General features: G+C 62.4%; 25 protein-coding genes and 1 pseudogene. 4 read left to right on the plus strand and 22 right to left on the minus strand.

What is annotated here, in order from left to right; all coding sequences use genetic code 11:
* Both tssI and CQ007_RS18085 read right to left on the minus strand, forming a co-directional pair.
* On the minus strand, positions 1–692 hold a 692-nt coding region (gene tssI / locus CQ007_RS18080), incomplete at its 3' end, for a type VI secretion system tip protein TssI/VgrG (RefSeq protein WP_146114607.1).
* Between the two features lie 350 nt (positions 693–1,042).
* Positions 1,043–1,753: a VC0807 family protein gene (locus tag CQ007_RS18085; RefSeq protein WP_105647240.1), complete on the minus strand. Its 711-nt coding sequence runs from the start codon at positions 1,751–1,753 to the stop codon at positions 1,043–1,045.
* A 473-nt stretch (positions 1,754–2,226) separates the two neighbouring features.
* Here CQ007_RS18085 and CQ007_RS19440 point away from each other — a divergent pair.
* Positions 2,227–3,168: pseudogene (locus tag CQ007_RS19440) on the plus strand (methyl-accepting chemotaxis protein); the annotation flags it as partial.
* Positions 3,160–4,023: a methyl-accepting chemotaxis protein gene (locus CQ007_RS19445; RefSeq protein ID WP_371919844.1), complete on the plus strand. Its 864-nt coding sequence runs from the start codon at positions 3,160–3,162 to the stop codon at positions 4,021–4,023. The pseudogene CQ007_RS19440 and the gene CQ007_RS19445, both read left to right, overlap by 9 nt.
* Before the next feature lie 42 nt (positions 4,024–4,065).
* On the opposite strand, the gene CQ007_RS18095 is transcribed toward CQ007_RS19445, so the two are convergent.
* From CQ007_RS18095 to CQ007_RS18105, 3 genes are all read right to left on the minus strand, one after another.
* Positions 4,066–6,435, minus strand: coding sequence for a multiheme c-type cytochrome (locus CQ007_RS18095; protein WP_105647242.1), 2,370 nt, complete (start codon positions 6,433–6,435; stop codon positions 4,066–4,068).
* Between the two features lie 168 nt (positions 6,436–6,603).
* Positions 6,604–7,386 (minus strand): fumarylacetoacetate hydrolase family protein, encoded by a 783-nt coding sequence (locus CQ007_RS18100; protein ID WP_105647243.1) that lies wholly within the window; start codon positions 7,384–7,386, stop codon positions 6,604–6,606.
* Between the two features lie 72 nt (positions 7,387–7,458).
* Complete coding sequence (locus CQ007_RS18105) at positions 7,459–9,144, minus strand: long-chain fatty acid--CoA ligase (protein WP_105647244.1); 1,686 nt, start codon at positions 9,142–9,144, stop codon at positions 7,459–7,461.
* A gap of 224 nt (positions 9,145–9,368) precedes the next feature.
* Between CQ007_RS18105 and CQ007_RS18110 the strand changes: the two genes are divergently transcribed.
* Both CQ007_RS18110 and CQ007_RS18115 read left to right on the plus strand, forming a co-directional pair.
* Positions 9,369–10,775: an alginate export family protein gene (locus CQ007_RS18110; protein WP_105647245.1), complete on the plus strand. Its 1,407-nt coding sequence runs from the start codon at positions 9,369–9,371 to the stop codon at positions 10,773–10,775.
* A gap of 99 nt (positions 10,776–10,874) precedes the next feature.
* A complete protein-coding gene (locus CQ007_RS18115) occupies positions 10,875–12,512 on the plus strand; it encodes an arylsulfatase (protein WP_256582335.1) in 1,638 nt (545 codons plus the stop codon).
* Positions 12,513–12,603: 91 nt separating this feature from the next.
* Here CQ007_RS18115 and CQ007_RS18120 read toward each other — a convergent pair whose 3' ends face one another.
* From CQ007_RS18120 to CQ007_RS18200, 17 genes are all read right to left on the minus strand, one after another.
* Positions 12,604–13,584, minus strand: a complete 981-nt coding sequence (locus CQ007_RS18120; protein WP_105647247.1) for an AraC family transcriptional regulator — start codon at positions 13,582–13,584, stop codon at positions 12,604–12,606.
* A 114-nt stretch (positions 13,585–13,698) separates the two neighbouring features.
* Entirely contained in the window at positions 13,699–14,133 is a 435-nt protein-coding gene (locus tag CQ007_RS18125) for a heme-binding protein (RefSeq protein WP_105647248.1), read from the minus strand.
* Between the two features lie 60 nt (positions 14,134–14,193).
* Positions 14,194–14,385 (minus strand): 2-hydroxymuconate tautomerase, encoded by a 192-nt coding sequence (locus CQ007_RS18130; RefSeq protein WP_105647249.1) that lies wholly within the window; start codon positions 14,383–14,385, stop codon positions 14,194–14,196.
* Between the two features lie 9 nt (positions 14,386–14,394).
* A complete protein-coding gene (gene dmpH, locus CQ007_RS18135) occupies positions 14,395–15,201 on the minus strand; it encodes a 2-oxo-3-hexenedioate decarboxylase (RefSeq protein ID WP_105647250.1) in 807 nt (268 codons plus the stop codon).
* A complete protein-coding gene (dmpG, locus tag CQ007_RS18140) occupies positions 15,198–16,235 on the minus strand; it encodes a 4-hydroxy-2-oxovalerate aldolase (protein WP_105647251.1) in 1,038 nt (345 codons plus the stop codon). Before dmpG ends, dmpH begins: the two co-directional genes overlap by 4 nt.
* The gene (locus CQ007_RS18145; RefSeq protein ID WP_105647252.1) at positions 16,232–17,182 is read right to left on the minus strand and encodes an acetaldehyde dehydrogenase (acetylating); all 951 of its coding nucleotides are present in this window, start codon (positions 17,180–17,182) and stop codon (positions 16,232–16,234) included. The genes dmpG and CQ007_RS18145 overlap by 4 nt, the downstream gene beginning before the upstream one ends.
* 21 nt (positions 17,183–17,203) lie before the next feature.
* Entirely contained in the window at positions 17,204–17,986 is a 783-nt protein-coding gene (gene dmpE, locus CQ007_RS18150) for a 2-oxopent-4-enoate hydratase (RefSeq protein WP_105647253.1), read from the minus strand.
* Positions 17,986–18,840 (minus strand): alpha/beta fold hydrolase, encoded by an 855-nt coding sequence (locus CQ007_RS18155; protein ID WP_105647254.1) that lies wholly within the window; start codon positions 18,838–18,840, stop codon positions 17,986–17,988. The genes dmpE and CQ007_RS18155 overlap by 1 nt, the downstream gene beginning before the upstream one ends.
* An 8-nt stretch (positions 18,841–18,848) precedes the next feature.
* Complete coding sequence (locus CQ007_RS18160) at positions 18,849–20,309, minus strand: 2-hydroxymuconic semialdehyde dehydrogenase (protein ID WP_105647255.1); 1,461 nt, start codon at positions 20,307–20,309, stop codon at positions 18,849–18,851.
* A 21-nt stretch (positions 20,310–20,330) separates the two neighbouring features.
* Positions 20,331–21,254, minus strand: a complete 924-nt coding sequence (locus tag CQ007_RS18165) for a catechol 2,3-dioxygenase (protein ID WP_105647256.1) — start codon at positions 21,252–21,254, stop codon at positions 20,331–20,333.
* A gap of 22 nt (positions 21,255–21,276) precedes the next feature.
* Positions 21,277–21,600: a 2Fe-2S iron-sulfur cluster-binding protein gene (locus CQ007_RS18170; RefSeq protein ID WP_105647257.1), complete on the minus strand. Its 324-nt coding sequence runs from the start codon at positions 21,598–21,600 to the stop codon at positions 21,277–21,279.
* A 103-nt stretch (positions 21,601–21,703) separates the two neighbouring features.
* Positions 21,704–22,765 (minus strand): NADH:ubiquinone reductase (Na(+)-transporting) subunit F, encoded by a 1,062-nt coding sequence (locus CQ007_RS18175; RefSeq protein WP_105647258.1) that lies wholly within the window; start codon positions 22,763–22,765, stop codon positions 21,704–21,706.
* A 10-nt stretch (positions 22,766–22,775) separates the two neighbouring features.
* A complete protein-coding gene (locus tag CQ007_RS18180) occupies positions 22,776–23,135 on the minus strand; it encodes a phenol hydroxylase subunit P4 (protein ID WP_105647259.1) in 360 nt (119 codons plus the stop codon).
* A gap of 44 nt (positions 23,136–23,179) precedes the next feature.
* A complete protein-coding gene (locus tag CQ007_RS18185; RefSeq protein WP_105647269.1) occupies positions 23,180–24,718 on the minus strand; it encodes an aromatic/alkene/methane monooxygenase hydroxylase/oxygenase subunit alpha in 1,539 nt (512 codons plus the stop codon).
* A 14-nt stretch (positions 24,719–24,732) separates the two neighbouring features.
* Complete coding sequence (locus tag CQ007_RS18190) at positions 24,733–25,002, minus strand: MmoB/DmpM family protein (RefSeq protein WP_105647260.1); 270 nt, start codon at positions 25,000–25,002, stop codon at positions 24,733–24,735.
* A 12-nt stretch (positions 25,003–25,014) separates the two neighbouring features.
* On the minus strand, positions 25,015–26,004 hold the full coding sequence (locus tag CQ007_RS18195; RefSeq protein WP_105647261.1) for an aromatic/alkene monooxygenase hydroxylase subunit beta: 990 nt from the start codon (positions 26,002–26,004) through the stop codon (positions 25,015–25,017).
* Between the two features lie 36 nt (positions 26,005–26,040).
* Positions 26,041–26,307, minus strand: a complete 267-nt coding sequence (locus tag CQ007_RS18200) for a phenol hydroxylase subunit (protein ID WP_105647262.1) — start codon at positions 26,305–26,307, stop codon at positions 26,041–26,043.
* Positions 26,308–26,470 lie beyond the last annotated feature (163 nt).

Raw genomic sequence — 26,470 nt, forward strand, 5'->3', positions numbered from 1 at the left:
TTGTCGTGGTCGTAGTCGCGGCGGGTGACGCGGCTGGTGCGGGCTTCCAGGCGTACGCCGAAGCGCTTGACCACCGGGTCGTCGGCGACCAGGCCGTTGCCCTGATCGAAGCCCGTCGGGTCGAGACGCGGAAAGCCGGTCTGGTCATCGCCAAACACCAAGAGATGACCGTCAGGGGTGTGGCGGAAGTGGTAGTGAATGCCCTCTTCCTCGCACAGGCGCTGGATAAAGTGCAGGTCGGTCTCGTCGTACTGGGTGCAGTAGTCGCGCTCGGGATAGTCGCTGCCGAGCTGGAACAGGAAGGCATTGGATTGGATGCCGTGGTCGTCGAGCACGCGGGCGATGATCTGCGGCACACTGAGGTGCTGAAAGAGGCGCTGGTTGTGCCGCAGGTCGAGGTACTGCAGTTGGGGGACCAGCTCCAGGCGGTAGCGGGTCAGGCGCTTGCCGGACTCGCCGATGGCGGCGTGATGGATCAGGCCGTGCAGGCCGGTGCCGTTGCCCAGGTCGAGCCAGGCGTTGTGGTGCAGCAGGCTTTCCAGATCCAGGTCGGGCTGTTCACTGACCAGCTGCAGTTCGATGCGGTAGCACTGACTGATCGCTTCGCGGGCCTGGAAGGCCAGTACCTTGAAGTCGTGCTCGAGGCCGGGCAGGCTCAGGGTGAAGTGGGCTTGGTTGGCTGGGGCAAACATCCGCTGTCCTCATCTACTTTCGCCAGGGCAACCAGTAACTGGTTGCCCGCGTGATGGGCAGGCATTGTCACAGAATCATGCGGAAGTGGATGTGCGCTGGTTGGCAGAACCCGCATTTGCAGCAGTGTCGATGATCAGCAAAGGACCAGGCCCGAACCCAATGACACTGAGTTAAAACATTGAGCGCCATCCATGGCTACATCCCCCACGTCATTGCGAGCCGCGTAGCGGCGCGGCAATCCACGGGCTGGCCATCCAGTATGGATTGCTTCGCCCTACGGACTCGCAATGACGCGGTTCTACCGGCGGAGCAGCGAGAAATAGGCTTAACTACGCCTTCAGGTCCGCACCTATTTCTGCTGCGCGACTATCTCTTCCATCTTCAACCCGGTCAGGCCATGGATGGTCCGCCACAGATAGAACAGGATCGCCAGCATCATGATCATCGAGGGGATGGCGATCATCGGATAGCTGACCAGGGTCATGCGCCCCAGCTCGGCGTTGAAGGCTTCGGTACCGGCCGGGCTGACCACGATCCACTTGGCGATCACGTAGTTCATGAACGAGGAAAAGAAGAAGGTGCCCGCCAGGAAGTAGGTCGCCTTGAGCAGGCGCTGCTCGAATACCTCGCCCAGGCCACGCTCGCGCAGACGCTCATCGATGCGCTGCACGTTCAACACCTTGTCGTTGTACAACAGGGTACGGATCAGCGGGTAGCGGGTGCGGGTGGAGAACAGCACCGCCAGGCCGATCACGCCCGGCACCGCCGCTTCCTTGATCGCCAGCCATTGCGGGTCCAGTTCCAGCAGCCCTATGCCACCGGTGAGGAATACGCTGATGACACCCAGTATGGCGATGAAGTTGTACTTGCGGTAACGCAGCAGCTCGAACAGTCCCCAGCCCAGCGGGAAGGCCAGCGCCACGATCAGCGCCTGGTGCGGTCCCAGGTGGGCATCACCGCTGAACTTCATGAGGATCACCGAGGGGATCACGATGCTGACCAGCAGGTCGACCAGGGGGCGGGGTTTGTGTTGCGGGGTATCCGGTAAAACGTCGTTCATGATGTACGGGTAATCTCGGTTGCGTTGACCATGGCATCAACAAGGCCGCCCAGTATGGGTTAAAGTTTTTTCGGCTACCAGCCGGTAACGCCTGTATTCCCATAAAAAACCATCCCGCGCCCGCCGCTGACTGACCAGTGGCAGGCGCGTTGTCGTTTTTATTCCTTTCACACAGAGATTGCTATGCCACTGAAGTCTTCACTACGAATGCAGAGCCTGACCATGCTGCCCGGCTGCATGGCTGAGATGGATCAATATCGCTCAAGCCTGACCCGCTTCGGCCGATAATTACGCTCTTATCAACTCTGGCTTCCATAACAAGAACAACCAGCTGCCCCGACTTTTGATCCCTGGAGATATACATGAATAGCTGGTTCGGCAATCGCAGTGTCAATCTGAAGCTCGGCCTGGGCTTTGGCCTGGTTCTGCTGTTCACCCTCATCCTGGCGCTGACCGGCTGGCGTAGCCTTGGCATGCTGATCGACAGCGGCAACCAGACCACCGATCTGGCCAGGCTGGAAAGCGCGCTGACCAAACTGCGTATCAGCCGCATGCAGTATCTGGTGGTCAATGGCGAACCGGCCGCGGGCCAGCACGTGCAAACCCAGCTGGATGGTTTTGCTGAAGAACAGCGACGGGTCATCGGAGCACTGGACAATCCCCAGGATCTGGAGCTGGCCCAACCCTTGCCGAGGATTCTCGATGATTACCAGCGCTCACTGAACAATATGCGCGAGGCGTTCGCCAGCCGCGCGATGGCACTGCAGGAAATGAATCACCAGGCCCGCGCGATGACCGACCTGCTGGCGGAGCTGGAGCGCACGGCAAACCAAAGCGATGACCCGGAGCTGATCCAGGCTGTGGAATCGTTCAGCATGCGTTTTCTGCAGGTGCGCTTCGATATTCGCATCCTCATGACCGAAGCCAGTGCCGAAGCTGAGCAGGCGCTGGTACAGGCGCTGGAAACAACCTCAAGGGAGCTGGAGGTACTCGAAGGGTATTTCCGGGGGAGCCAGATGACGCTGGTGAGTCAGGCCAGGCAGATACTGGCCCAGTATCAAACCCAGCAGCAGCGCTTCCAGGCCGGCACCCGGCAGATCGCCCAGACCCGCGACGAGACCACGGCCCAGGTCGCCGATGTGCTGGAGATAACCGAGCAGTTACGCCAGGCCCAGCTGGCACGCCGTGACCTCCAGGCAACCGGCATCCGTACCCTGCAGGCGGTATTGACCATCCTGGCGTTGCTGATCGGCAGCTTGAGTGCGGTGCTTATCACGCGACAGATCACCGGTCCGCTCAGGGACACCCTCAAGCAGGTTGGCAATATCGCTGCCGGCGACCTGACCCATCGGCAGACCATCACCCGCGGCGATGAACTGGGAGTGCTGCAACAAGGCGTGCAGCGCATGGCCGACAACCTGCGCGACCTGATCGGCGGGATTCGTGACAGCGTGACGCAAATTGCCAGCGCTGCCGAGGAGCTGTCTGCGGTCACCGAACAGACCCGGGTTGGCGTCAACAGCCAGAAAGAGGAAACCGATCAGGTGGCCACTGCCATGCAGGAAATGTCCGCCACGGTGCAGGATGTGGCGCGCAATGCCGAGCAGGCATCCCAGGCCGCCTCCAGCGCCGATGATGAAGCACGCCATGGCGACCAGGTAGTCAACGAGGCCATCGGCCAGATCGTGCGACTGGCCGACGAAGTTGCCCGTTCGACCGAAGCGATGGATGTGTTGAAACTGGAGAGCAACAAGATCGGCAGCGTGATGGATGTGATCAGGGCGGTAGCGGATCAGACCAACCTGCTGGCCCTCAATGCTGCCATCGAAGCCGCCCGCGCCGGGGAAGCCGGACGCGGCTTTGCGGTAGTCGCTGATGAGGTGCGCTCTCTGGCCCAGCGTACCCAGCAGTCCACTACGGAAATCGAGGCATTGGTGGCGGGTGTGCACAGCGGTACCCAGCAGGTGGCCAGCCGGCTGAGCAGCAGCCAGGCGCTGGCGGAAAACAGCGTCGAGCTGACCCGCACCGCAGGTGCGGCGCTGGGTAACATCACCCGCAGCGTGTCCAATATCCAGTCGATGAATCAGCAGATCGCCGCGGCGGCCGAGCAGCAAAGCGCGGTAGCTGACGAGATCAGCCGCAGCGTGGTCAACGTGCGCGATGTCGCCGAGCAGAGCGCCACCGGCAGCGATCAGACCGCCGCTTCCAGTATCGAGCTGGCGCGGCTGGGCAATGAGCTGCAGGTGCTGGTCAGCCGTTTCCAGGTGTAGCCCACCGCGAACGAGGCAGCCAGAAACCTGCCACGCCGGCGCCTAGCGTGCCGGTGCGGTGCCCTGCGCTGGCTGCAATCTCTGTTGTAGCGCGAGTGCCTGCTGGTCTGCCGGGTCCCGCTGCAACAGGGCCTCGATATAGTGCTGCGCCAGTTCCTGCCGGCCATGGCGCAGGGCGAAGCTGGCGCCGGTCCATAACAGATCGCGGTTGTGGGGGTGGCGCTGGCTGGCGAGGCGCAGGATCTCCAACGCCTCGTCGGGGTCCGACGGCTCCAGCGCCACCGCCAGCACGTATCCCGTACGTGGCTCTTCCGGTTGCAGCTCCCAGGCCCGCCGCAGATGCGTCATCGCCGTATCGCGCTGCTGTTGGCGCACCAGCGACAGCCCCAGCGCGTAATGCAGCATGCCTTCGCCTGGCAACTGCTCCAGCGCTTCGCCCAGCAAGCGTTCTGCGGCCTGCTCACGGCCCTGGGCGCGGTACAGGTCAGCCAGGTTCAGGTAGTTCGCAGCCTCCAGCGGGGCGATCTCGATGGCCTGACGCCAGGCCTGCTCCGCCTCATCGATGCGGCCCTGGCGCAAACGCAGCATGCCCAGTTGGCCCTGGTGGCTGGAGCGCTCGGCATGCAATGCCAGCTCCTCTTCATACTCGCGCAGTGCACGCTCGTAGGCCGGCTGATGTGCCGGCGACAGATCGACATCCACCAGCATACTGGCAGCCAGCGAGCGCAGGCTACGCAGCGGATCAGCCAGCAGCGGCGCCAGGTAGTGCTGGCGCAGCGCCGCCGGGCTATCATCCAGCGCACGGATGCTGCCCAGTCGCACCAGTGGGTCGGGGTCTCGCAACCCCTTGGCCGCAGCCTGCTGCTGCGCCTGGCCGAGCTGCGGTTGCAGCCGCTGCGCTGCACTGCCGCGCACTATCGGTGCCAGTTGCGGATCGTTGACCAGGGTCGCCAGATCCTGCTGCGCTGCCGGCAGACCCTGGTCGGCGGCGGCGATGGTGGTCGCTGGGGAAGCCTGTTGCCAGCGACCCTCCGGGAACCAGCCGGCAATCTGCTGCGCGGCCCAGTCCGGCTCGCGGTCGGTATGACAGCCGGTGCAGGCATCCGGGGTGCCCAGTTGCCGGGCCAGATCGGGGCGCGGTACGGCAATGTTGTGGTCGCGGCGCGGGTCGATGACCATATAGGTACGCTCCGGCATATGACAGCTGACACACTGGGCGCCGCTCGAATCGGCAGCATGGAAATGATGCGTGGGTCGATCGAACTCTATCGGCAGGTGGCAGCTGCTGCACAGCGCATTGCCCTCGGCACGCAGCGCCTGGCTGTGTGGCTCGTGGCAGTCACTGCAGGTAACCCCGGCGGCATGCATCCGGCTCTGGGCGAAACTGCCGCTGATGAACACTTCCTCGCGCTGCTGGCCATCGGCAAAGTACAGCGGATCGCTGAGCAGTTCGGGACGGTAGAAATCCAGCAATGGCAGGCCGGCGTGATAGCCCTCGGCAGTAGCACTGCGCAACGAGTGGCATTGGGCGCACACCTGCTGTTCCTTGTCCGTGCTCAGCGGCACGCTGCGCCGCGCGGTTACCCGTTCCAGTTCATGCAGCCAATGCATGCCCTGGCGCTCATCCAGCAGCAGCGTCAGCCCCTTGTCCGGCCATTCCTGCCCCTGCGTCCATTGCAGATGCCGACTGCCCGGCCCATGACATGCCTCACAGCCCACCCCCAGCTCCGACCACTCAGCGGCGAAGCTCTGCGTCTGCGCATCGAAGCCCTTGCGGTAATCGGTAACGTGGCAGTCGGCACACATGAAGTTCCAGTTCTGCGCCGGGCCGGTCCAGTGCAGGGGGCTGTCATGCCGCACCTGCTCATCCGGATACAGATGGAACCAGCGCTGGCCTCCCGCCGCCTGCGGCCGGGTATCCCAGGCGATCGACAGGGCCTGCAGGCGGCCACCACCCAGATCGACCAGGTACTGCTGCAGCGGATCCAGACCGAAGGTGTACAGCACCTCGTATTCGGTCAGCTGTCCGTCGGCACCGTCGGTGGTGACGAAATAACGCCCGTCGCGCTGCTGGAAACGTGAAACGATGCCGGCATATTCGAAGCGGCTGTCGTTGAAGTCCGCCAGCACCGTCTCGGCACTGGCATGGGCCATGGCATGGGCATGCTGGGAGTCCCGCCAGGCCTGATGCTGCTCGGTATGGCAGCCGGCACAGCTGGCGCTGCCGATGAAGTCTGCCGGCGTCTGGTTGCGGACCACTGGCGGTGCAGGCGTTTCAGCCGGGACGACCGCGGCTGGCTTGCCGGGACGATACTGGTTGGCAAAGTAGCTCGCCAACGCCAGCAGCAATACGGCGACAGTCAGTGCCAGCCAGCGCCGCCATCTGCGGGGGATATGCTCGGATACGGCCATGATGCGGTCCGATTATTATTGGGCTGGACGAATAGTGCCTGCCCTACAAGCCAAGCGCCAGCCTTGAGGGCGAAGAATTGCGCTCTGACGCAAGCACCGACCGCTATCGCCCAGACCGATACTCGTGACCTTGAAGAAATGCCTGCTTATGCCCTGCTCCCGCGTCGGTCAGGCAAACCGCACGCTGCAACTGCCGAGTCCATCGATGATTACCTTCAGGTTGTCGCCGGCCGCCACCGGCACCACGCCCGACAGCGCCCCGGACAGGACCACCTCGCCAGCCTTGAGCCCCATGCCCCTCTGCCCCAGCGCATTGGCCAGCCAGGCCACGGCGTTTGCCGGCGAGTCCAGGCAGGCACTACCCACACCGGTACCGGCTACAGCGCCGTTCTTCTCCAGTACCATGCCGCAGCTCGCCAGATCCACCTGCTGCGGGTCAACCCACTGGTCTCCCAGCACGAACATACCGCAGGATGAATTATCCGCCACGCTGTCCTGAATCCTGATCTGCCAGTTACGAATGCGCGTATCGATAATCTCGAAACACGCCATGACGCCCTTGGTCGCCCGTAGCACATCGGACGCCGTCACTCCGGGGCCAGCCAGGTCCTCCTGCAACAGGAAGGCAATCTCGCCTTCGACCAGGGGCTGGTTCAGCGTTGCCATCTCGATACATCCACCCGACTTCACCAGCATGCGATCGGTGAGCACGCCGAAGTTGGGTTGATCGACCTTCATCCGTTCCATCGCCTTGCGGCTGGTGGCACCGACCTTCCAGCCGACAATATGTTCACCCTGGTCTACCCGGCGCGCCATCAGGCGCTGCTGCACCTGGTAGGCATCCCCAAGGCTCATGTCGGCAAAACGACTGGTCAGCGGGTCGACCATGCTGGGCGAGGTCAGGGCGAGATACAGTTCATCACCCAGTTCATTGATCAGGGATTGCTCCATTGCATACTCCGGAAACCGGCCTGGCTTCAGCTAAATGATGATTGCGCCTGGTCGCTGATGTTGCGAGAGGGGTCAGGCCCTGGCCCGCTCCTCATCAACCAGCTCTTTCTTCGACAGTTTGCCCACCGGCGTGCGCGGCAGCGCCGCGCGAATCTCCATTGCCGCCAGGCGCTCATGCTTGCCCAGACGCGGTGCAAGGAAGGTTTGCAGTTCATCGAAACCCAGCTCCGGCGCACCCGCCTTGAGCTTGATGAATGCCTTGGGCGCCTGACCACGGTAAGGGTCGTCGATGCCGATCACCGACACCTCCTCCACCGCCGGGTGTTCGTAGATAGCCTCCTCGATCACCCGCGGATAGACGTTGTAGCCGCTGCAGAGAATCATGTCCTTGGTACGGTCGACGATATACAGCCACCCCTGCTCGTCCATGTAACCGACATCCCCGGTGCGCAGGAAACCATCCTCGGTCATGGCCTCGGCGGTGGCGTCGGGGCGCTTCCAGTAGCCGGAAGTGACATTCGGCCCGGCAATGCAAACCTCACCGCGCTCGCCGGGCGGCAAGCTTCCAGCGGAGCCGTCCAGCGGCGCGATGCGGATGGTTGCCCCCGGCACCGGCATGCCGCAGGAGCCGGGGTGCGGCTCGGCGTCCCTGGGAGTGAAGGTGCCGGTGGTGGTGGTCTCGGTCATGCCCCAGCCTTCGCGCAGGGCGCAGCCGGCCATGTCCGAATAGCGCTGCTGCACCTCCAGCGGCAGCGGCGCACCACCGGAGTTGCACAGTTTGAGCGAGGTCAGGTCCAACTGCGCGGTCAGCGGGTGGGCCAGCAGGCCGATGAACATGGTCGGCACGCCGGGAAAGGTGGTGATGCGGTTTTCGTGGATTTCCCGCAGAACCGTCTCGGCGTCGAAGCGCGGGTGCAGATAGACTTCCGCCGCCATGCGCACACTGAACAGCATGTTGATCATCAATGCGTAGATATGGAACGGCGGCAACACGGCCAGCACCCGCTCCTGGCCCGCCTGCAGCGACTCATCCAGGATCGCCTGCAACTGGGAGCAGCTGGCGGTGAGGTTGGCGTGGGAGAGCATCGCGCCCTTGGGCGCGCCAGTGGTGCCGCCGGTGTACTGCAGCACGGCCAGGGTCGCGGCGGGATCATCCAGCGGGTGGGCGATAAAGCCGCCGTCGTTATCCAGCAGGCCGGCAAAGGAGCTGATATGGCTGCCCCACTCCACCGCCACCGAGGGCCCCAACTGGCCGGCTTGCTCCGCGCTGACCGGCCCGCAGAACTCCGTCAGTTGACCGACTATCAGCCCCTGAAGACGGCTGTTGTGCACCAGGTCGGCCATTTTCGGATACAGACTGGCCAGATCCAGAGTCAGCATGAAGTCGGTCTGACTGTCTTCAATCTTGTGCGCCAGCGTACGCTCGGCATCCAGCGGTGAATAGTTGACGACCGTGCCACCGGCCCGCAACACGCCAAGAAAAGCGATGAAGTAGTGTGGGCAATTGGGCAGATACAACCCCACATGCACCCCCGGGCCGACGCCCAGGCGTTGCAGACCGCAGGCGGCACGCTTGACCAGGTCGTCCAGCTGCCGGTAGGTCAACTTGTGGCCGAGGAAGTCGATCGCCGGACGCTCGGCAAAGGCTGCGACAGCCTGGTCCAGCAGAGCCCACACCGGGCCTGTCGGCAATTCGGCATCCCAGCGCATGCTGTGGGGGTAGGAGTCCAGCCAGCGTAATTGCGCACTCGCGTTCATGACACGCCTCCTCGGCTTGATTGTAATTATTGCCCCAGACCCTAACGCTCCACGCTCCCGGTGCAAAGGCAAATCCAGCACGTATATGGCCGGCCATAGACCGAACCGGCATACCAGGAAAGATAACTGCGCTCAGGCTGAAGTCGCTGCGCCATGCCGATAACCTGCCCCTTCCTCGCTTGGCAATACTGACCGCCCAATAACAATAAAGATGGTCTTTTGCCATGCGAACCTTGATCACTGCCTTATCCGTTCCCGCATTCCTGCTTGTCGGCGCCGTGAGCCCGACTGCCCAGGCGCAGGCCGCCAACCCGATGGAGAACAGCCGCCCGTTCCCGGCCGGCCCCTCCCGGCAGATGGAAAACTATCGTTTTCTGGAGGACCCGGCCAAACGTACCGACCCTCTGGATGCCTGGCGCTATCACCGCCTTGGCGATAGCTCCTGGCTGCAGCTGGGTGGCGAGCTGCGCTACGCCTTCACCTCCACCGACAATGTGGCTTTCGACATTGCCGGCCAGGGTGATGACAACTACATCCAGCAACGCGCCCAGGTCCATGCCAGTCTGCACCTGTGGGACAACCGGCTGCGCACCTTCGTGCAACTGCAGAATACCCGCAGCTGGAATCAGCAGTTGCCCAGCCCCCGCGATGAAAGCCGCAACGATGTCGCCCAGGCATTCGTTGACGCCAACTTCACTCTCGGACAGTTGAAAACCACCACTCGCCTTGGTCGACAGGAGGTGCAGTACGGGCAGGGTGCGCTGTTCAATATCGGTGAACAGCCCAACGTGCGCCTGGCCTTCGATGGCGCCCGGGTCATGCTCGGCAATCCCGGGGGGCGTCAACTGGATCTGCTGGCGCTGCGTCCGGTCGGCTACGACTTCGACAGTTTCGACGATGGCACCGACAACAACACCCACATTCTGGGGGCCTATGCCAGCCTGCCCTGGGCGCCCCGCCGCGGCATCGATATCTACGGCTTCGCCCGGGAAATGGATGAACGTACCTATCAGGGTTTCAGTGGCAAGGAGGAGCGCTACACGGTCGGCACCCGCCTGTTTGGCCAGCACGAGCGTCTGGACTGGAACTGGGATCTGATGCTGCAGAGTGGCGAGCATGCCAACCGGGACATCCGGGCCTGGGGCATACGCACCGACAGCGGCTATACCTTCGATTCACCGGCACAGATTCGCCTTGGCCTGCATCTGGATGCGGCCAGTGGCGGAGACCCGCTGTCAGCCTCGAAGACCCGCACCTTCGATGCCCTCTATCCACGCAACGGCACCTACGGCGAGGCCAACGTCACCACCATGGCCAACCTGATTCTCGCTGGGCCATCGCTGAACTTCAAACCCGCCCGCACCATCGAGGTGATCTCATCCATCATGCAGACCTGGCGTGAATCCACCGATGACTACGTCTATCTGCCGGGCATGCGGCCGCTGGCCGCCACCCTGAACAACGCGGAGCGCGAGATAGGCACCACCTACCAGTTCACCGCCCGCTGGCAACCCAACCCCAACTTCAATATCGACCTGCACATGATGCATCTCGATGCGGGCGGAGCGATCACCAAAGCCGGCGGTGACGACATCAATACCATCGTGCTGCGTACCGCCGTGCGCTTCTGAGGTAGTTATCAACCCAAACCTGGCGGGTATTTCCGCCAGTTTCTCAAGCAATCAAGGAAGTCTCCCATGAAAATAAAAAGACTCGGCTGGGCTGTGTGCATGTCGGCACTGATCGGCGTCTCGGCGCAGGCCAATGACAAGCAACCCAACTTTCTGATCATCATGGCCGATGATCTCGGCTACAGCGATCTCGGCAGCTATGGCGGGGAAATTGCCACTCCCCACCTGGACGCCCTGGCCAGCGAAGGCCTGCGGCTGACCAGCTTCCATACCGCACCAACCTGCTCCCCCACCCGCGCCATGCTGATGTCCGGCACCGATAGCCATATCGCCGGACTGGGCAACATGGCCGAGCTGGTGCAACCCTTCCAGGTGGACCAGCCGGGCTATGAGGGCTACCTCAATGACAGGGTCGCCAGCCTGGCGGAAGTGCTCCAGGATGGCGGCTACAGCACCTATACCGTCGGCAAATGGCATCTGGGCCGTAGCGAGGAACTGAGTCCGAAGGCGCGCGGCTTTGATCGCTCCTACATTCTGGTCCAGGGGGGCGCCAGCCATTTCGATGACCAGATGGCGATCATCAGCGTCGATCCCAAGGCCATCTACCGTGAAGACGGCAAGCAGGTGAGCGTGCCCGACGGTTTCTTTTCCAGCCAGTTCTATACCGACAAGCTGATCGAGTACATCGAGGCCGACCGGCGGAGCGGCAAGCCGTTCTTCGGTCTGCTGTCCTATACCGCCCCGCACTGGCCACTGCATGCGCCGGATGAGTGGTTGCAAAAGTATGAGGGCCGTTATGCGGCAGGCTATGAGGCTATCCGCCAGGAGCGCCTGGCGCGCATGAAGCAGATGGGGCTGGTGGCGGCGGATGCGGCAGCCAACGTACCCATGCAGGGCGTGCTGCCGGACTGGGAGCAGTTGACCGACGAACAGAAGTTGCGTGAGGCACGCAGCATGGAAGTCTACGCCGCCATGGTCGACAACATGGACCATCATATCGGGCGCGTCATCGACTATCTGAAGCAGACCGGCGAGTACGATAACACCTTCATCCTGTTCCTTTCCGATAACGGTGCCGATGGCAACAGTCCGCTGGGCCTGCCGGGCAATGATGTGTGGATGAAGGAAGCCTTCGATAACAGCCTGGAGAACATGGGGCGCAAGGGATCCTACATCGACTACGGTGCCCAGTGGGCGCAGGTCAGTGCGACCCCCTTTCCGTTTTTCAAGGGCCTGACCACGCAGGGCGGGATACAGGTACCGGCGATCATTCGTCATCCGACAGTCAGCAAGCCAGGCAGCATCAATAACGAGGTGGCACATATCATGGATGTGATGCCGACGCTGCTCGACCTGGCCGGTATCCAGCCCCCGCCGGGCACCTTCCGAGGCCGCGAAGTCGCGCCACTGCAAGGTGTATCCATGCTGCCACTGCTGCAGGACAAGGCCATGCCGGAACGGGCCATCGGCTGGGAGCTGTTCGGCCGCAAGGCGCTGCGCAAGGGCGACTGGAAGATCCTGAACATGAGCGCCCCCTACGGCAACGCAGATTGGCAGCTGTACAACCTGGCCGATGATCCCACCGAGGCCACCAACCTGGCCGCCAGCCAGCCCGGAAAGCTGAAGGAACTGCTTGGGGATTGGGACGAATATGTCGCACGCAACAACGTACTGAGTGGCGAATTCAATATCCGTTACGGCTTCGAAACCTGCCTGTTCGAATACTGTTTCAAATAGTCCCCCCGCCAAGGCTGCCCGATCGGGCAGCCTTCTGCTTTCCAGCGAGAGTCAGTCAACGGCATGCAGCGCGAAATGCAGACCAGCGGAATCAGAAGAACCGCGCCAGGGTCTGCGATGGCAGCTCACCGAAGGCCTGCTTGTAAGCCGTGGTGAAGTGGCTGGGCTGGGAAAAGCCCAGGCGGTAGGCCAGCTCGGCCAGTTGCACATCACCCGGCCGCGCCTTGCGCAGGCAATCCCGCGCGGCCTTCAGCCGACACTGCTGCAAGTAGCGCTGCGGACTGGTCTGCAGCTTATCGCGAAACGCCTGTTCCAGACTGCGACGACTGACGCCACTGATGCGCACCAGTTCCTCCAGCGACCACGGCTGCTCCAGATGCTCATGGATGTATTCGACAGCTCGCTTGAGCCCACCTGGCAGAATATGCCGTTCTGGCAGACTTCGCAGCGCCGGCACCAGATGCAGCAGGTTTTCACAGAACAGCGACTGCAGCTGCCGCTGCGCTACCGGCAGGCTCAACAGTCCCTGCCCCTGGCGGAACTCGGCATCGGTCAACCTCAGCAGATTGCCGAGACTGACCAACGCCGGATGCTCCTGCTCGATGTACAGAACCCGTTCGACGACCGAGGGAATACCCATCTCGTACTCGGCCTCAAGGTGACTGCGCAGCAGGCGGTTATCCAGGGCAATGACAATGGCCTGGGTACCATCACGCCAGATCACATCGACTTCGTGGCCCGGAGCGAACAGGATCATTCCTCCGGCCTTTACCTGCCGATCCGCGCGCAGGTCGACGATACCGCCTGCCAGCGGCAGGATTCCGTGCCAGCAGGCCAGCGGCGTGGAGCGGACCGACACCGCATCTCCCCAGCAGGCACCGAACAGCTTGATTTCGGGCAGCGTTCGCAGGTTGAACAGAATATCTGCCCGTGCCCCACGTTTCTGCGGGCTGACGATACGTGACTCGCTGAGATTGCCATTGAGTGTGGCCGCGGCTTCCTCATAACTTCGCGAGGCCAGTATGGTTCCGGGTGCAAAGGGCAGCCGTTGCGGTGAATGGTGGGCAAGCATGGATACCTTCCTGATCTTATTTTTATGTACTGCGGCAAGAAAATACTATCTGCAGCGCCGAGTTTCCCATCATTGAAACAGACAGACGGTCGGTGGCCCGACACGCCCATTGACTTATCTCCCTCCCAGCATCGAAATGGCCTGCAGTCCCGCCTCGGCGCAGGCTTCGTCCTGCTCCTCGGAGCCACCGGATACGCCGATGCCACCCACACAGTCACCGTCGACGAGAACGGGCAGCCCGCCGCCGAACACCACCAGCCGGTGCCGCTGGGGAAAGCCCAGGCGCATGCCTTCGTTATCGCCCATCACGCTTACCCACTGACCAGTGGGGAAGCCGAAGCCAGCGGCAGTGTAGGCCTTGTCGGTGGCGATGTCGGCGGAATGCAGAAACGAGCCGTTCATGCGCAGAAAGGCCAGGGTATTGCCGCCCCGATCCACCACCGCCACATTGATACGAATACCCAGCTCTCCGGCATGGGCGACGGCAGCCTGTACTGCTTGCAGGGCAGCATCCCAGCGCAGACTGGGCTCGAGCACGGTTGCACTCATTCATGACTCCCGATAAGACAGCGCCGCAGGCAGTGAGCTGCCCGCGGCGCTGATTCTCTTCTACCTCTTCAGTTTGCTCGCCGGTTCGCCGCCGATACCGAAGTGTGTTTTGGGCATCTCACTGATAATCACCCGGATGCTCGGCATGGGTGCATCCAGTGCCCGGGCAATGGCTTCGCTGACTTCGCGGATCAGGCGTTCCTTCTGCTCGTCACTCCGGCCTTCCAGTATGTGCAGTTGTGCAATGGGCATGATGACTCCTCAGACAAAGCGGGCCGAAATGCTGCCCAGCCCCTGATAACGTACGGTGATGTTGTCCCCCGGCTTGACCGCGATGGCCGCGGTGATGCCGCCGGTCATGATGAAGGTTCCCGCCGGAATATACTGGTCGCGCTCAGCCAGCAGGTTGGCCAGCATGGCCACGCTGGAGGCCGGGTGCCCAAGCACCGCCGCGCCGGCACCGACCTCGACGATCTCGCCATTGCGCTCGACCACCACGCCCAGGGTGCGCAGGTCGACATCCGCGGCATTGGCCATCTGCCCGCCGGTGATGAAGCGCGTGGACGAGGCGTTGTCCGCCACCACCGAGATCATGTCGAACTGGAAGTTCTGGTAACGCGAGTCGATCACCTCCACCGCCGGGATAATGAAGTCGGTCGCCGCCAGCACATCACCGATATGGCAGCCCGGGCCTTTCAGCGGCGCCTTGGTGACGAAGGCGATCTCCGCCTCGATCTTCGGGTGGATCAGCTTCGAGGTATCCACCACGCCGCCATCCGGCACGCTGAAGTAGTCGGACAGGAAACCGTAGATCGGTACTTCCACGCCCATCTGCGCCATCTTGGCCCAGGAGGTCAGGCCCATCTTCAGGCCGATGGTCTTGTTGCCACGGGCCTCCTTGCGACGGCGGATCTCCCACTGCACGTCATAGGCATCGGCAAAGGTCATGTCCGGGTACTGGCCGGTAACCTTGGGAATCTCAAAGGCTTCCAGCTCGGCCGCTTCGATATGCTCGGCCAGGGCCAGCATCTGTTCCCTGCTCAGGGTGCGTTCACCAACGGTACTCATGCTTGTTGCTCCTTTCGGGTGGCCAGCAGATCCAGCGCCACATCCACGATCATGTCTTCCTGGCCACCGACCATACGGCGCTTGCCCAGTTCGACCAGTATGTCCACGGTCTTCAGACCGTATTTGTCCGCCGCCACCTCGGCATGGCGCAGGAAGCTCGAGTACACCCCGGCATAGCCGAGGGCCAGAGTTTCCCGGTCCACCCGCACCGGCCGATCCTGCAATGGCCGGACGATGTCATCGGCCGCGTCCATCAGCGTGTACAGGTCGGTGCCGTGATTCCAGCCGAGGCGCTCGGCGGCGGCGATAAACACTTCCAGCGGCGCATTGCCGGCACCGGCGCCCATGCCGGCCAGGCTGGCATCGATACGGTCGCAGCCCTCCTCCACCGCGACGATGGAGTTGGCCACGCCCAGGCTCAGGTTGTGGTGGGCATGCATGCCGGTCTGGGTCTCGGGCTTGAGTACATCCTTCAGTGCCCTGAAGCGGTCGCGGATATCCTGCATGCCCATGGCACCGCCCGAATCCACCACGTACAGGCAGGTGGCACCGTAGTCTTCCATCAGCTTGGCCTGCTGGGCCAGGCCCTGCGGGGTCTGCATATGGCTCATCATCAGGAAGCCGACGGTGTCCATGCCCAGCTTGCGGGCATGCTCGATATGCTGCTTCGACACATCCGCCTCGGTGCAGTGGGTAGCCACCCGCACGATGCGCGCGCCGGCACGGTAGGCATTGTCCAGATCGTGGGTAGTGCCGATGCCGGGCAACAGCAGGGTGGCGATCTGCGCATGGCTGATGACATCGGCCACCGCTTCGATCCACTCCAGATCGGAGTGGGCGCCGAAGCCATAGTTGAAGGACGAGCCCTGCAGCCCGTCGCCGTGGGCCACTTCGATGGAGTCGACCCGGGCCTTGTCCAGCGCGCGGGCGATGTCCTGCACGTTCTGGATCGAATACTGGTGACGGATGGCATGGCTGCCATCGCGCAGGGTCACGTCGGAGATATAGAGTTTCTTGCCGGGGTTGAAGCTCATGCGGCACCTCCTGCAGTGAGCATGGACTGGGCCATGCGCTCGGCGGTGGCCAGCGCCGCCGAGGTCATGATGTCGAGGTTGCCGGCGTAGGCCGGCAGGTAGTGCGCGGCGCCTTCGACTTCGAGGAAGATCGAGGTCTTCAGCCCGCTGCGCGGACCGACACCAGGCACATTGACCGGGGCGGATTCAGGAATCACGTCGAACTGTACTTGCTGCTTGAGGCGATAACCCGGCACATAGCGTTGTACTGCAGCGGTCATTTCCTCGACCGAGGCGGCGATCTGCTCCTGGTCGGCCAGTTCCGACAGCACGAATACCGTGTCGCGCATGATCAACGGCGGCTCGGCCGGGTTCATGATGATGATCGCCTTGCCCTTCTGCGCCCCACCGATCACCTCGATGGCCTTGGAGGTGGTCTCGGTGAACTCGTCGATATTGGCCCGGGTGCCGGGGCCGGCGGACTTGCTGGAAATCGAGGCGACGATTTCGCCGTAATGCACCTTGGCGACCCGCGACACGGCGGCAACCATGGGAATGGTGGCCTGACCACCGCAGGTGACCATATTGACGTTGGTCTGGTTGAGGTGCTGTTCCAGATTGACCACCGGCACGCAGTACGGGCCGATGGCCGCCGGGGTCAGGTCGATCATGCGCAGGCCCGGCTTCAATTCCCGCAGCAGTGCATCGTTGCGCACATGGGCACCGGCGCTGGTGGCATCGAACACGAAGTCGATATCGGCGAACTCCGGCATCTGCGCCAGGCCGTCCACACCCTGGTGGGTGGTGGCCACGCCCATGCGGGCGGCGCGGGCCAGGCCATCGGATTCAGGATCGATACCGACCATCACGGCCATCTCGATATGCTGCGCGTTGCGCAGGATCTTGATCATCAGGTCGGTGCCGATATTGCCCGAGCCGATGATCGCGGCTTTGAGTTTCTTGCTCATGGTTGTGTTTCCTCAATAGGATCAGGCAAAGCGCACACTGCAACTGCCGATGCCGCCAATGGTCACGCTCAGGTTGTCACCGGCAGCCACCGGCACCATGCCCGACAGCGCACCGGACAGGATCACCTCTCCGGCCTTGAGGCTCATGCCCAGGCTGCCCAGGGTGTTGGCCAACCAGGCCACCGCATTGACCGGCGAGCCCATGGTCGCGCCGCCGGCACCGGTGCCGACCACCGCGCCGTTCTTCTCCAGCAGCATGCCGCAGGTCACCAGATCCAACTGCCGCGGGTCGATCAGCTGGTCGCCGAGCACGAATACGCCACAGGAGGCGTTGTCCGCCACGGTGTCCTGGATCTTGATCTGCCAGTCACGGATGCGCGAGTCGACGATCTCGAAGCAGGCCATCACGCCCTTGGTGGCGCGTAACACATCGGCCACGGTCACCCCGGGGCCGGCCAGATCTTCCTTCAGCACGAAGGCAATCTCGCCCTCGGCCTTGGGCTGGATCAGGGTGGATATGTCGATGCACTCGCCCTGGTTGAGAACCATACGGTCGGTGAGCATGCCGAAGTCGGGCTGGTCGACCTTGAGCATGTTCATCACCGCCTGGCTGGTGACGCCGATCTTCTTGCCGATTACCCGCTCACCGTTCTCGATGCGACGGGCGATCAGACGCTGTTGCACCTGATAGGCATCCTCGATGCCCATATCGGCAAAGCGGCTGGTCAGCGGGTCGATCATGCTGGCCGAGGTCAGGGCTCGATACAGCTCATCGCCCAGTTCATTGATTAGGGATTGATCCATTATTGTGCTCCGGAGGCCACATCGGCCTCATTCAGGAAGTTGTCGACCAGCTTGTTGAAGCGGGAGGCATGCTCGATCTGGGTCCAGTGACCGCACTCGCCGAACACATGCAGTTGCGCCCGCTGAATGAGGTTGGCCAGGTCCAGTGACGCCTGCAGCGGAATGACCTGATCCTCGCGACCATGAATGATCAACGTCTCATGCGGTAACCGGCGGATATCCGCTGGATCGCTGGCCAGGCCATCCACCCAGCGCTGCCGCGGCGCCGGGAACATCGCCGTAAAGGACTCCTGGAAGCCCGGGCGAATGCTGGCCTGGTAGCGCAGCTCGGCCAGCTCGTCGGTGACCAGTGCCCGGTCATGGGCAAACACATCCATCAGCCGACGCATGTTGTCGAACGAGGGCTGGTAGCCCCAGACCGCATCCAGGCCGGCGGTCAGCGGAAAGCTGACGCCGACACTGCCCATCAGCACCAGCCGGCGGACCCGCTGCGGATGCTGAATCGCCAGCGCCAGGGCCAACGCGCCGCCGAACGAGTTACCCACCAGGTCGGCCTGCTCGATCGCCAGGGCGTCGAGCAGGCCGATGGCGTGATCGACCCACAACTGACGATGGTAATCGGGTAGCTCCGGACGGGCGCTGTAGCCAAAACCCAGCATGTCCGGTGCTATCACCCGACGGCTTTTCGCCAACGCCGGTATCGCCAGCCGCCAGTTGGCCCAGGCGGTGACACCCGGCCCCGAGCCGTGAATCAGCATGACCGGGAAACCCTCGCCCTGGTCGTGGTAATTGGTGGCGTAGCCGTTGGCCTGGATGCTGAGGCCGATTTCGGGACTGTTCGGTTCTGCGTTCATGACAGGACTCACAACTTGATACAGACGTTTTTCATCTCGCTGTAGAACTCCAGCGAATGCACACCGCCCTCGCGACCGATACCCGATTGCTTGCTGCCACCGAAGGCGGTGCGCAGATCGCGCAGGAACCAGCTGTTGACCCAGACGATGCCGGCTTCCAGCTGACCGCTGACGCGGTGGGCCCGGGACACGTTCTCGGTCCACAGGGTGGCGGACAGGCCATAGGGCAGGCTGTTGGCCAGTTCGACGACTTCCTCCTCCGTATCGAACGGACGGATATGGCAGCAGGGCCCGAAGATCTCCTCGGTCACCACCGCCGAGTCATCCGCCAGACCGGTCCAGATGGTCGGCTGGACGAAAGCGCCGTTGGCCAGCTCACCGGGCATCTGCGGTACACCGCCACCGGTGACCACGGTGGCGCCATCCTCGACCGCCTTGCGGTAATAGGACAGCACCTTGTCGCGGTGCTTGTGACTGACCAGCGGCCCCATGTTGGCGCTGGCATCGTTCGGCTCACCGACCTTGAGACTCTCCGCCCCGGCCTTGAGGCGGGCGACGAACTCGTCGAAGATCGGCCGCTGCACGTACACCCGCTCGGTACCCAGGCAGACCTGGCCGCAGTTGAGGAAGGCCGAACGCATGGTGCCCTCGATGGCCTTGTCCAGGTCGCAGTCGGCGAACACCACACTGGCGTTCTTGCCGCCCAGCTCCAGCGACACCTGACGTACGCCCTTGGCCGCGGCGCGCATGATGATCTCGCCGGTGCGTGTTTCACCGGTGAAGGTCACCCCATCCACGTCCGGGTGCTCGGTGAGGAAGGCACCGGCCGAATCGCCACCGAAACCATGCACCACGTTGTAGACGCCATCCGGCACACCGGCATCCTTCATCACCTGCCCCAGCAAGGCAGTGGTGGTGGGCGTTTCTTCCGAGGGCTTGACCACCACGGTGTTGCCACAGGCCAGTGCCGGGCCGACCTTCCAGGTCATCAGCAGCAGCGGCAGGTTCCATGGGCTGACCACCGCGATCACCCCCTTGGGCCGGCGTACCGCGTAGTTGATCGCGCCCGTACCATCCGGGGTGGCCATCTCGAAGGCCTCGGTGGAGACGTTCTTGATCAGGTCGGCGAACACCTTGAAGTTGGCGGCGCCGCGGGGGATATCCACATGACTGGCCATGGCCTTCGGCTTGCCGGTGTCCTGGCACTCGGCTTCCAGGAACTCATCGAAGCGGGCGTTGATACCGTCAGCTACCCTGTGCAGGATCGCCGCCCGCTCATCGATGGTCATCCTGCCCCAGGGGCCTTTCAGTGCCGCGCGGGCAGCCCTGACGGCAGCATCCACTTCCTCGCGACCTGCCTCGTGGACCTGGGCGATGAGCTGGCCGTTGACCGGGTTGACGTTGTCGAACATCCGGCCACTGGCGGAGCCAACGTATTCGCCATTGATGTAATGCTTGATTTCTTTCATAGCTGCACGGCTCTCGATTGTTCAGGTCAATACGGTGAGGAAGCGCTCATTGAGCTGGCGGTCGTGATAGAAGATCGCCTTGCCCAGTTCGTTCGCCGTCCAGGTCACCGGCTTGTGGTCGGGATAGATGTAGTCACCACCGGCAAACACTTCATTGCGATTGCCCGACGGGTCGAAGAAGTAGATGGTCTTGCCATGGGTCAGCCCATGGCGGGTCGGACCGATATCGATGGAGGTGTCGGTCATGGAGATCAGGTCGGCGGCACGCAGCACGTCCTCCCAGGTGTCCAGGAAGAAGGACGCGTGGTGGAACTGGTTCTTCTGCGGGCTGAAGATGAAGGCCACATCGTGGGCCTTGTTGGTCAGGGTCATGAACTGCGCGACCCGCTCGCCGTTCTCGTCGATGACCTGCTCGGCCAGATAGAAGCCCAGCACGTTGACCAGCAGGTCGTAGGTGGCCGGCAACTCGTCGCCATACAGCAGGCAATGGTCGAAGCGTACCGCACGCATGCCACGCAGGCCGCGCGGCCAGGCTTCCGGATTGATCTCCTGGATGCCCCACTTGCCGGTGTACTCCTTCTCCGCATACAGCTCGAAGGTATGCCCGCTGGGCAGCTGGAAGCTGACGCGACGACCACAGCCGTTCAGTTCGCCGGCGGGAATATTCTCGACCAGGCAGCCCCACTCACGCAGCTCCTGCTCCAGACCCTGCAGGGTTTGCTCGTCGACCACCTTGAAGCCCATGAAGTCCATGCCCGGCTCATCGGCCTGGCGCAGCACCACGGAGAACTTGTCGACTTCGGTCCAGGCCTTGAGATAGACCCGCCCCTGCTCATCGCGATCGGTTTCGATCAGGCCAACCAGACCACAGTAGTGTTCCACTGCCTTGTCCATGTCCAGCACGCGAATCTGGACATGCCCGGGACGCATTACACCTTTTTTCATGACACTCACCTCATTGAATTTATTATTGAATTTGCTGCTGGGTCATGACCGGCACATCAGATGGCCGGTATTCGAACGTCAGATCACTCAGCGGATACACCCGGCAGGCCAATACCTGACCCCGGCAACGCGCCTCGCCGTTCACATGCTTCTTGCTCATCGGCCCACACTCGAACGCGCCACTGCATATCTGCACCTTGCACAGGCCGCAGCCGCCGCCACGGCAGCCGACGGGAATGGCGCACTTGCCGGTCTGCTCCATGGCCTTGAGCAGTGACTGCCGGGGCTGGCAGCGGAACCGTCGGCCGGTGGCCAACTCGGTAATCTCGAATGTGTCAGTCTTCATTGTTGTTCTCGACTGCTGTTCATCATCGGTTGTCCCAGTCTGCGGGGGATCACCGGGCCCGTGCTATCGAACCGGCGCAGGCGCTGGTGTGCCCGCGCAGGTTTCAGATGCGCTTGAACAAGGCCGAGCGCTGGACCTCACCGGCGCCGTCGGCAGCGGTGTAGAAGCGCTCCATGAAAATGTCGCGCTCGAACAGCCGGCCTTGCATCAGGGTGGTGATGGCGGCATCGATCATCGGTGGCGGCCCGCACAGGTACGCCTTGTGGCCAGTGAAGCGACCGTCGAAGTGCTGCTTCGCCGCGTCGTGCACGAAGCCACGAAAGCCACTCCACTGGGTATCTTCCGCCGCCTGACTGAGCGCCGGTACATAGGTGAAGTTGGCGTGCTCGGTCGCCAGGCGTTCGAACAGGTCGCTGTTGTACAACTCGGCGCGGTTGCGCGCACCCTGGAACAGGGTGATCTGTCGGGCATCCCCCTGCTCCAGCAGATCCAGGATCATCGACTGGGGGCTGGACAGGCCCGAACCACCGGCGATGAAGATCAGATCCCCCGGCTGCGACGTTCGCACGAAGAACATTCCGTAGGGACCGGAGATGTGCAGCCGGTCACCAACCTTGAGCTGTTGATGTACCCAGGTGGTAGCCGCGCCGCCTTCGACCCAGCGCACATGCAACTCCACCTCGTCCGGCCGGCTCGGCGGATTGGCCAGCGAGAACGCCCGACTACCCTCGATGCCCGGCAGCTCCAGGTTGACGTACTGTCCGGACTGGAAGGTCATCGGCCGGTCGAGTTTCAGGTGCACGCCCTTGATGGTCGGCGACAGATCGACCAGCGCCGTGACGGTAGCCTGGTAGTCTTCGACCGCATGCCCTGCGAAGTCCTCATCCACATCGATATCCGCCTCGATGGTGGCGTCGCTGTGGACCGTGGCGCAGCAGGCCAGCACCTTGCCTTCCTCGCGCTCGACGTCCATCAGGGCAAAGGGCGAGGCCTCGCCGATATCCACTTCGCCCTCGACCACCTGCACCTTGCAGGTGGCGCAGGTCCCGTGGCCGCAGGCGAATGGCAACCACACGCCCTGGCGCAGCGCAGCCTGCAGAATGGTCTGGCCGTCTTCGACGTCGATCTGCTCGCCGGTCGGTTCAATGGTGACGGTGTAGCTCATGGCGATATCCTCAGCTGCAGGAGCCGGCAAGGCCATCGAGGCCGGGGGTGTCCAGACGCAGCATGTCCTTGTGCCGCAGGCCATTGGCCTGCAGGTCAGCGTCGAAGTCGGGCTGGAATGGCTGGCCATTCAGATACCAGACGGCATTGCGCAGGTCGGCCGCGGCGCTATCCGGATGGGCGGCGATAGCCGGGCGCAGTATCTGATCGATCAGCTCGGCAAAGGTCAGGGTCGGCGATACCAGCAGCGCGAAAGGCGAGCAATACATCAGATGGCGGTCCCAGCCGATATACAGCAGCTGGTTGCCATTGAAGTTTTCCTGCCGATCCAGCGGTGCGAACTGGTAGGCGCCTATGGATTTGATGGTCATGGGTTTATCCTCTTGTTCTTGGAATCAGGCTCTGGCTGGCTTGATCAGACCGCACGGGATGGCTGTTCGGTGGCCGGTCTGGCTTTCTGCCAGGCCTGCCAGCGGCGATGGTCCGGCGACCCCAGATACTCGAAATTGTCCTCGCCGATATTGATCCGGTAGTAGTCGCGCACCACGCTTTCCACGTCGCTGCCTTCGCAGTTGCCCTGGTAGATCTGGTGTACCGGCAGCCAGGCCTGCACATACTTCTGCGGCTCGTTGCGGAAGATGTCGCAACAGCCATCGGAACAGAAGTGGTAGCGTTCCCCCTCATGCACATGGCTGCGGTGACTCAGGGTGGTGGGATCGCCAGGCTCGGTGAAGATCACCGGAATCTGACAGACCTGACACAACTGCGGCAGGGTGCCGTTGTAGAAACGCTCGCCCTTTTCCTGCTGCTCGCGCCAGAAGGTGAAACGGGCACGGTAGTATTTGTCGAAGGTCTCGGGATACTTCTCCGACAGCCAGTCCATCTCCTCGTCCGACGGCATCCAGGTATGGAAGTTGGTGGCCTGGCTGTACTGGTAGAAAGTCGCCCAGGTCTGGTGCGATACATGCTGTTTGGCCTCGGCGCACTGCTCGACATATTTCGGCGGTCGGATGCCATAGCGCTCCAGATCCTTGAACAGCGCACCGCCGGCCTGCTCGAAGTAGACTTCCCAGGCCTCGGCCCAGGACATCACCTTGTTCGGCAGCATGTAGTCCATCATCATCCCGACCAGAGACAGCAGCCGGTTGCCACGCCAGAACCACTTGTCGATCCACTGCTGGATGATCGGTACGTTGTCCTCATGCTGCTCCAGCAGGAACTTGATCACCTCCAGCCCCAGGGTCATGTGCCGTGCCTCGTCGGACTGCGCCGAGAAACCGAAGGTCACCGTGGCCATGTCGCCGTTGTAGGCGGCGCCGGACATGAAGGGTACGAACAGCAGGTTGGTCAGCACGTACTCGAAGGAGAACGAGATCGCGGTGAGAAACTCGAAGGGACCGGCCGAACGCGCATCGTCGAAGAACGACTTGGGTACCGACAGGAACCACACCCGGTCATGCATGTGCGAGAAGTCGTGCAGCCCATTGAAGTGCTTGTTGTAGTGACTCATGGCATGCACCTGAGTCTGCACGTGGCGTAGCTCGTCGATCGCCTGCATCTGGCAGGCGACCCGCGCACCCGCTCCGCTGAAGTGCCGGCCAACCCGGGCAAAACCCTGGAACGCCTGGTATTCGCAGGGGCTGATGCCGCCGAGGAAGAGCTTCAGGGCGTTGACATAACGGGCGTCGGAAATACTCTGCTGACCATTGTTCTGGGCGAAGGCATCCAGTACCGCATAGAGTTTCTTCTCTTTCTCGGCCTGGTACTTCCAGTAGGTGTCCATGGTCAGGCGGAACGGATCCTCCCACTTGTCCCAGTCGGTGATCTTGATGCCCTCGAAATGCTCGTAGGGATAGATGTCCTCCTTCTTCTGGTAGCTGGGCTCCCAGTCCAGGTTGCGGGTCAGGTAGTGATATCTGTCCTTGAGACCGAGTTTCTTCTTCTTGATTGTCATGGCATGTTCTCCGATCAGTTCTTCCACTCGAGGACGAAACGCTCGTCGTCCTCGTCGACGTTGCCGCCGATGGTGATTACATCCAGCATCATTTCCTGCACATCCCATTCGCGGCCGAGCTTCTGCTCCATGGTGTCGCGACGGATTTCCAGGCGGCCTTCGGCCTCGATGCGTACCATCGCCGGCTGGCGCTGCACGACCGCGTGGGGGTTGTCTTCGACGATGGCATCCACCAGGTAGCGGGCGTTGTCGTTGTCCTGCAGGGCGATATAAACGAGTGACATGTCTGCTTCCTTTTACTGGTTGAACAGGCCGAGTTTCTTCAGCCGTGCGGCGAACTGCTCCTGAACCTCGGCCAGCGCGTCCTGGCCGGCACTGATCTGCGCCAGCGGCGCCAATGCCTCAATGACCCGCCCCTGCCAATGCTCGACCCAGGTCTCGATCTGCGCACGATTCTCGGCACGCTCGGCAGCGACGGTCTTGACCAGGGCATCCACCCAGCGGGAGGTTTCAGCGAACCAGCTACGCATGAATTCGGTGAGCATGCCGACCGCGCCAGCCCCCTCGGCACTCAGGGTTTCGTCGAACTTCTGATAGATCAGCGGGTACAGCAGGCCATCGCTGATCAGGTTCTGCACCAGCGTCAGCTCGAACCAGTCCTTGATCACCAGGCTGTCCTCCACCAGACGGCGCAGGCCCTGCCATTCGGGAGCGTCCTGCCATAGCTGCCTGGCTGCATCCAGCGACTCGCCAGTGCCACCATCGAGCAGCAACCCGATACGTGACAGGTACTGGGCGATGCCCAGGCGGTCCATGGCATGGAAGATGTGCAACTGGGTAACCGTGGTGCCGAAGGCGTCGGCAGCGATACCACTGTTGTTCATGTTGGCGCCCAGCTCGGCATGGCGCAGCGGTACCAGCACCTGCAGAATGGTCTCGCGCTGGCGCTCGCTCAGGCTTGCCAGCAGTCCGCGCTTCTCGCAGAAGCTATATTCGTGCTCGGTGGTTTCCTGCATCCGGGCACGGGTCTGCACATAGGTGCCGTAGTAGAACTGGCGCGGGTCGACCACGGCATACCAGTCATCCATGTGCAAACAGGTACGCGCTGGGTCATTGAGCAGCTTGTCCGGCTGCCACAACGGTCGATAGTGGAAGTTGGTGGTCGCCTCGAGATCGAAGCTGGCCTCCTGGTAACGGCTGGCCGGCTTGTCGCCAAAGCGTCTGCGAATATGGCTGAAGGTCTGGCGGATCGGCTCCACCGAGTTGGTTTTGATTTCTATGCTCATCTTGACCGTACTCTATTGTTGTTGTGTTGTGCGGGGTCAGGCGGAGGGCGGCAAGCGACTGCCGGCTTCGCCGAAACGCCACTTGACCATGTCCTCGTCGACCTGACGTGCCATGGCCTCATCCATGTGGACGACACGGTTGTGTTTGCAGAATTGAACGAAGGCTGCCTGCGGCAGTACCAGCTCGACGAACAGGTCGGGATGACCAATGGCGAAGTCGAATTCGACGAAACGCGCGTCCGGCTCGCTGCGCACCCGAATCCAGCGGGTCATCTGATCGAAGGTTTGATGTGGTTGGCTCATGGTGATTCCCGTGTGCTCATTGTTGTATGCCAAGCTCATTGCAATGGCTGTGCCACACACCCTCCCAGACCGCGCAGGACCCCGCGTAACCATTTGATACACATGAAAAAATCAATAGAAACCAGGGAAGCTGGGAGGTCCTGGCAGGCGCGCTGCGGTCCAC

Source organism: Pseudomonas sp. MYb185 (assembly GCF_002979975.1).
In the GTDB taxonomy this organism is placed as follows: Bacteria; Pseudomonadota; Gammaproteobacteria; order Pseudomonadales; family Pseudomonadaceae; genus Halopseudomonas.

Excerpts from the sequence above, each read along its gene's own strand:
- CQ007_RS18195 (WP_105647261.1), bottom strand. The coding sequence starts at position 26,004 with ATGAGCATAGAAATCAAAACCAACTCGGTGGAGCCGATCCGCCAGACC.
- CQ007_RS18145 (WP_105647252.1), bottom strand. The coding sequence starts at position 17,182 with ATGAGCAAGAAACTCAAAGCCGCGATCATCGGCTCGGGCAATATCGGC.
- CQ007_RS18120 (WP_105647247.1), bottom strand. The coding sequence starts at position 13,584 with ATGCTTGCCCACCATTCACCGCAACGGCTGCCCTTTGCACCCGGAACC.
- CQ007_RS18130 (WP_105647249.1), bottom strand. The coding sequence starts at position 14,385 with ATGCCCATTGCACAACTGCACATACTGGAAGGCCGGAGTGACGAGCAG.
- CQ007_RS18190 (WP_105647260.1), bottom strand. The coding sequence starts at position 25,002 with ATGTCACTCGTTTATATCGCCCTGCAGGACAACGACAACGCCCGCTAC.
- CQ007_RS18185 (WP_105647269.1), bottom strand. The coding sequence starts at position 24,718 with ATGACAATCAAGAAGAAGAAACTCGGTCTCAAGGACAGATATCACTAC.
- dmpH (WP_105647250.1), bottom strand. The coding sequence starts at position 15,201 with ATGAGTACCGTTGGTGAACGCACCCTGAGCAGGGAACAGATGCTGGCC.
- CQ007_RS18175 (WP_105647258.1), bottom strand. The coding sequence starts at position 22,765 with ATGAGCTACACCGTCACCATTGAACCGACCGGCGAGCAGATCGACGTC.
- CQ007_RS18105 (WP_105647244.1), bottom strand. The coding sequence starts at position 9,144 with ATGAACGCGAGTGCGCAATTACGCTGGCTGGACTCCTACCCCCACAGC.
- CQ007_RS18110 (WP_105647245.1), top strand. The coding sequence starts at position 9,369 with ATGCGAACCTTGATCACTGCCTTATCCGTTCCCGCATTCCTGCTTGTC.
- CQ007_RS18165 (WP_105647256.1), bottom strand. The coding sequence starts at position 21,254 with ATGAAAAAAGGTGTAATGCGTCCCGGGCATGTCCAGATTCGCGTGCTG.
- CQ007_RS18100 (WP_105647243.1), bottom strand. The coding sequence starts at position 7,386 with ATGGAGCAATCCCTGATCAATGAACTGGGTGATGAACTGTATCTCGCC.
- dmpE (WP_105647253.1), bottom strand. The coding sequence starts at position 17,986 with ATGGATCAATCCCTAATCAATGAACTGGGCGATGAGCTGTATCGAGCC.
- CQ007_RS18155 (WP_105647254.1), bottom strand. The coding sequence starts at position 18,840 with ATGAACGCAGAACCGAACAGTCCCGAAATCGGCCTCAGCATCCAGGCC.
- CQ007_RS18115 (WP_256582335.1), top strand. The coding sequence starts at position 10,875 with ATGTCGGCACTGATCGGCGTCTCGGCGCAGGCCAATGACAAGCAACCC.
- CQ007_RS18200 (WP_105647262.1), bottom strand. The coding sequence starts at position 26,307 with ATGAGCCAACCACATCAAACCTTCGATCAGATGACCCGCTGGATTCGG.
- CQ007_RS18085 (WP_105647240.1), bottom strand. The coding sequence starts at position 1,753 with ATGAACGACGTTTTACCGGATACCCCGCAACACAAACCCCGCCCCCTG.
- CQ007_RS18170 (WP_105647257.1), bottom strand. The coding sequence starts at position 21,600 with ATGAAGACTGACACATTCGAGATTACCGAGTTGGCCACCGGCCGACGG.
- dmpG (WP_105647251.1), bottom strand. The coding sequence starts at position 16,235 with ATGAGCTTCAACCCCGGCAAGAAACTCTATATCTCCGACGTGACCCTG.
- CQ007_RS19445 (WP_371919844.1), top strand. The coding sequence starts at position 3,160 with ATGGCCGACAACCTGCGCGACCTGATCGGCGGGATTCGTGACAGCGTG.
- CQ007_RS18160 (WP_105647255.1), bottom strand. The coding sequence starts at position 20,309 with ATGAAAGAAATCAAGCATTACATCAATGGCGAATACGTTGGCTCCGCC.
- CQ007_RS18095 (WP_105647242.1), bottom strand. The coding sequence starts at position 6,435 with ATGGCCGTATCCGAGCATATCCCCCGCAGATGGCGGCGCTGGCTGGCA.
- CQ007_RS18180 (WP_105647259.1), bottom strand. The coding sequence starts at position 23,135 with ATGACCATCAAATCCATAGGCGCCTACCAGTTCGCACCGCTGGATCGG.
- CQ007_RS18125 (WP_105647248.1), bottom strand. The coding sequence starts at position 14,133 with ATGAGTGCAACCGTGCTCGAGCCCAGTCTGCGCTGGGATGCTGCCCTG.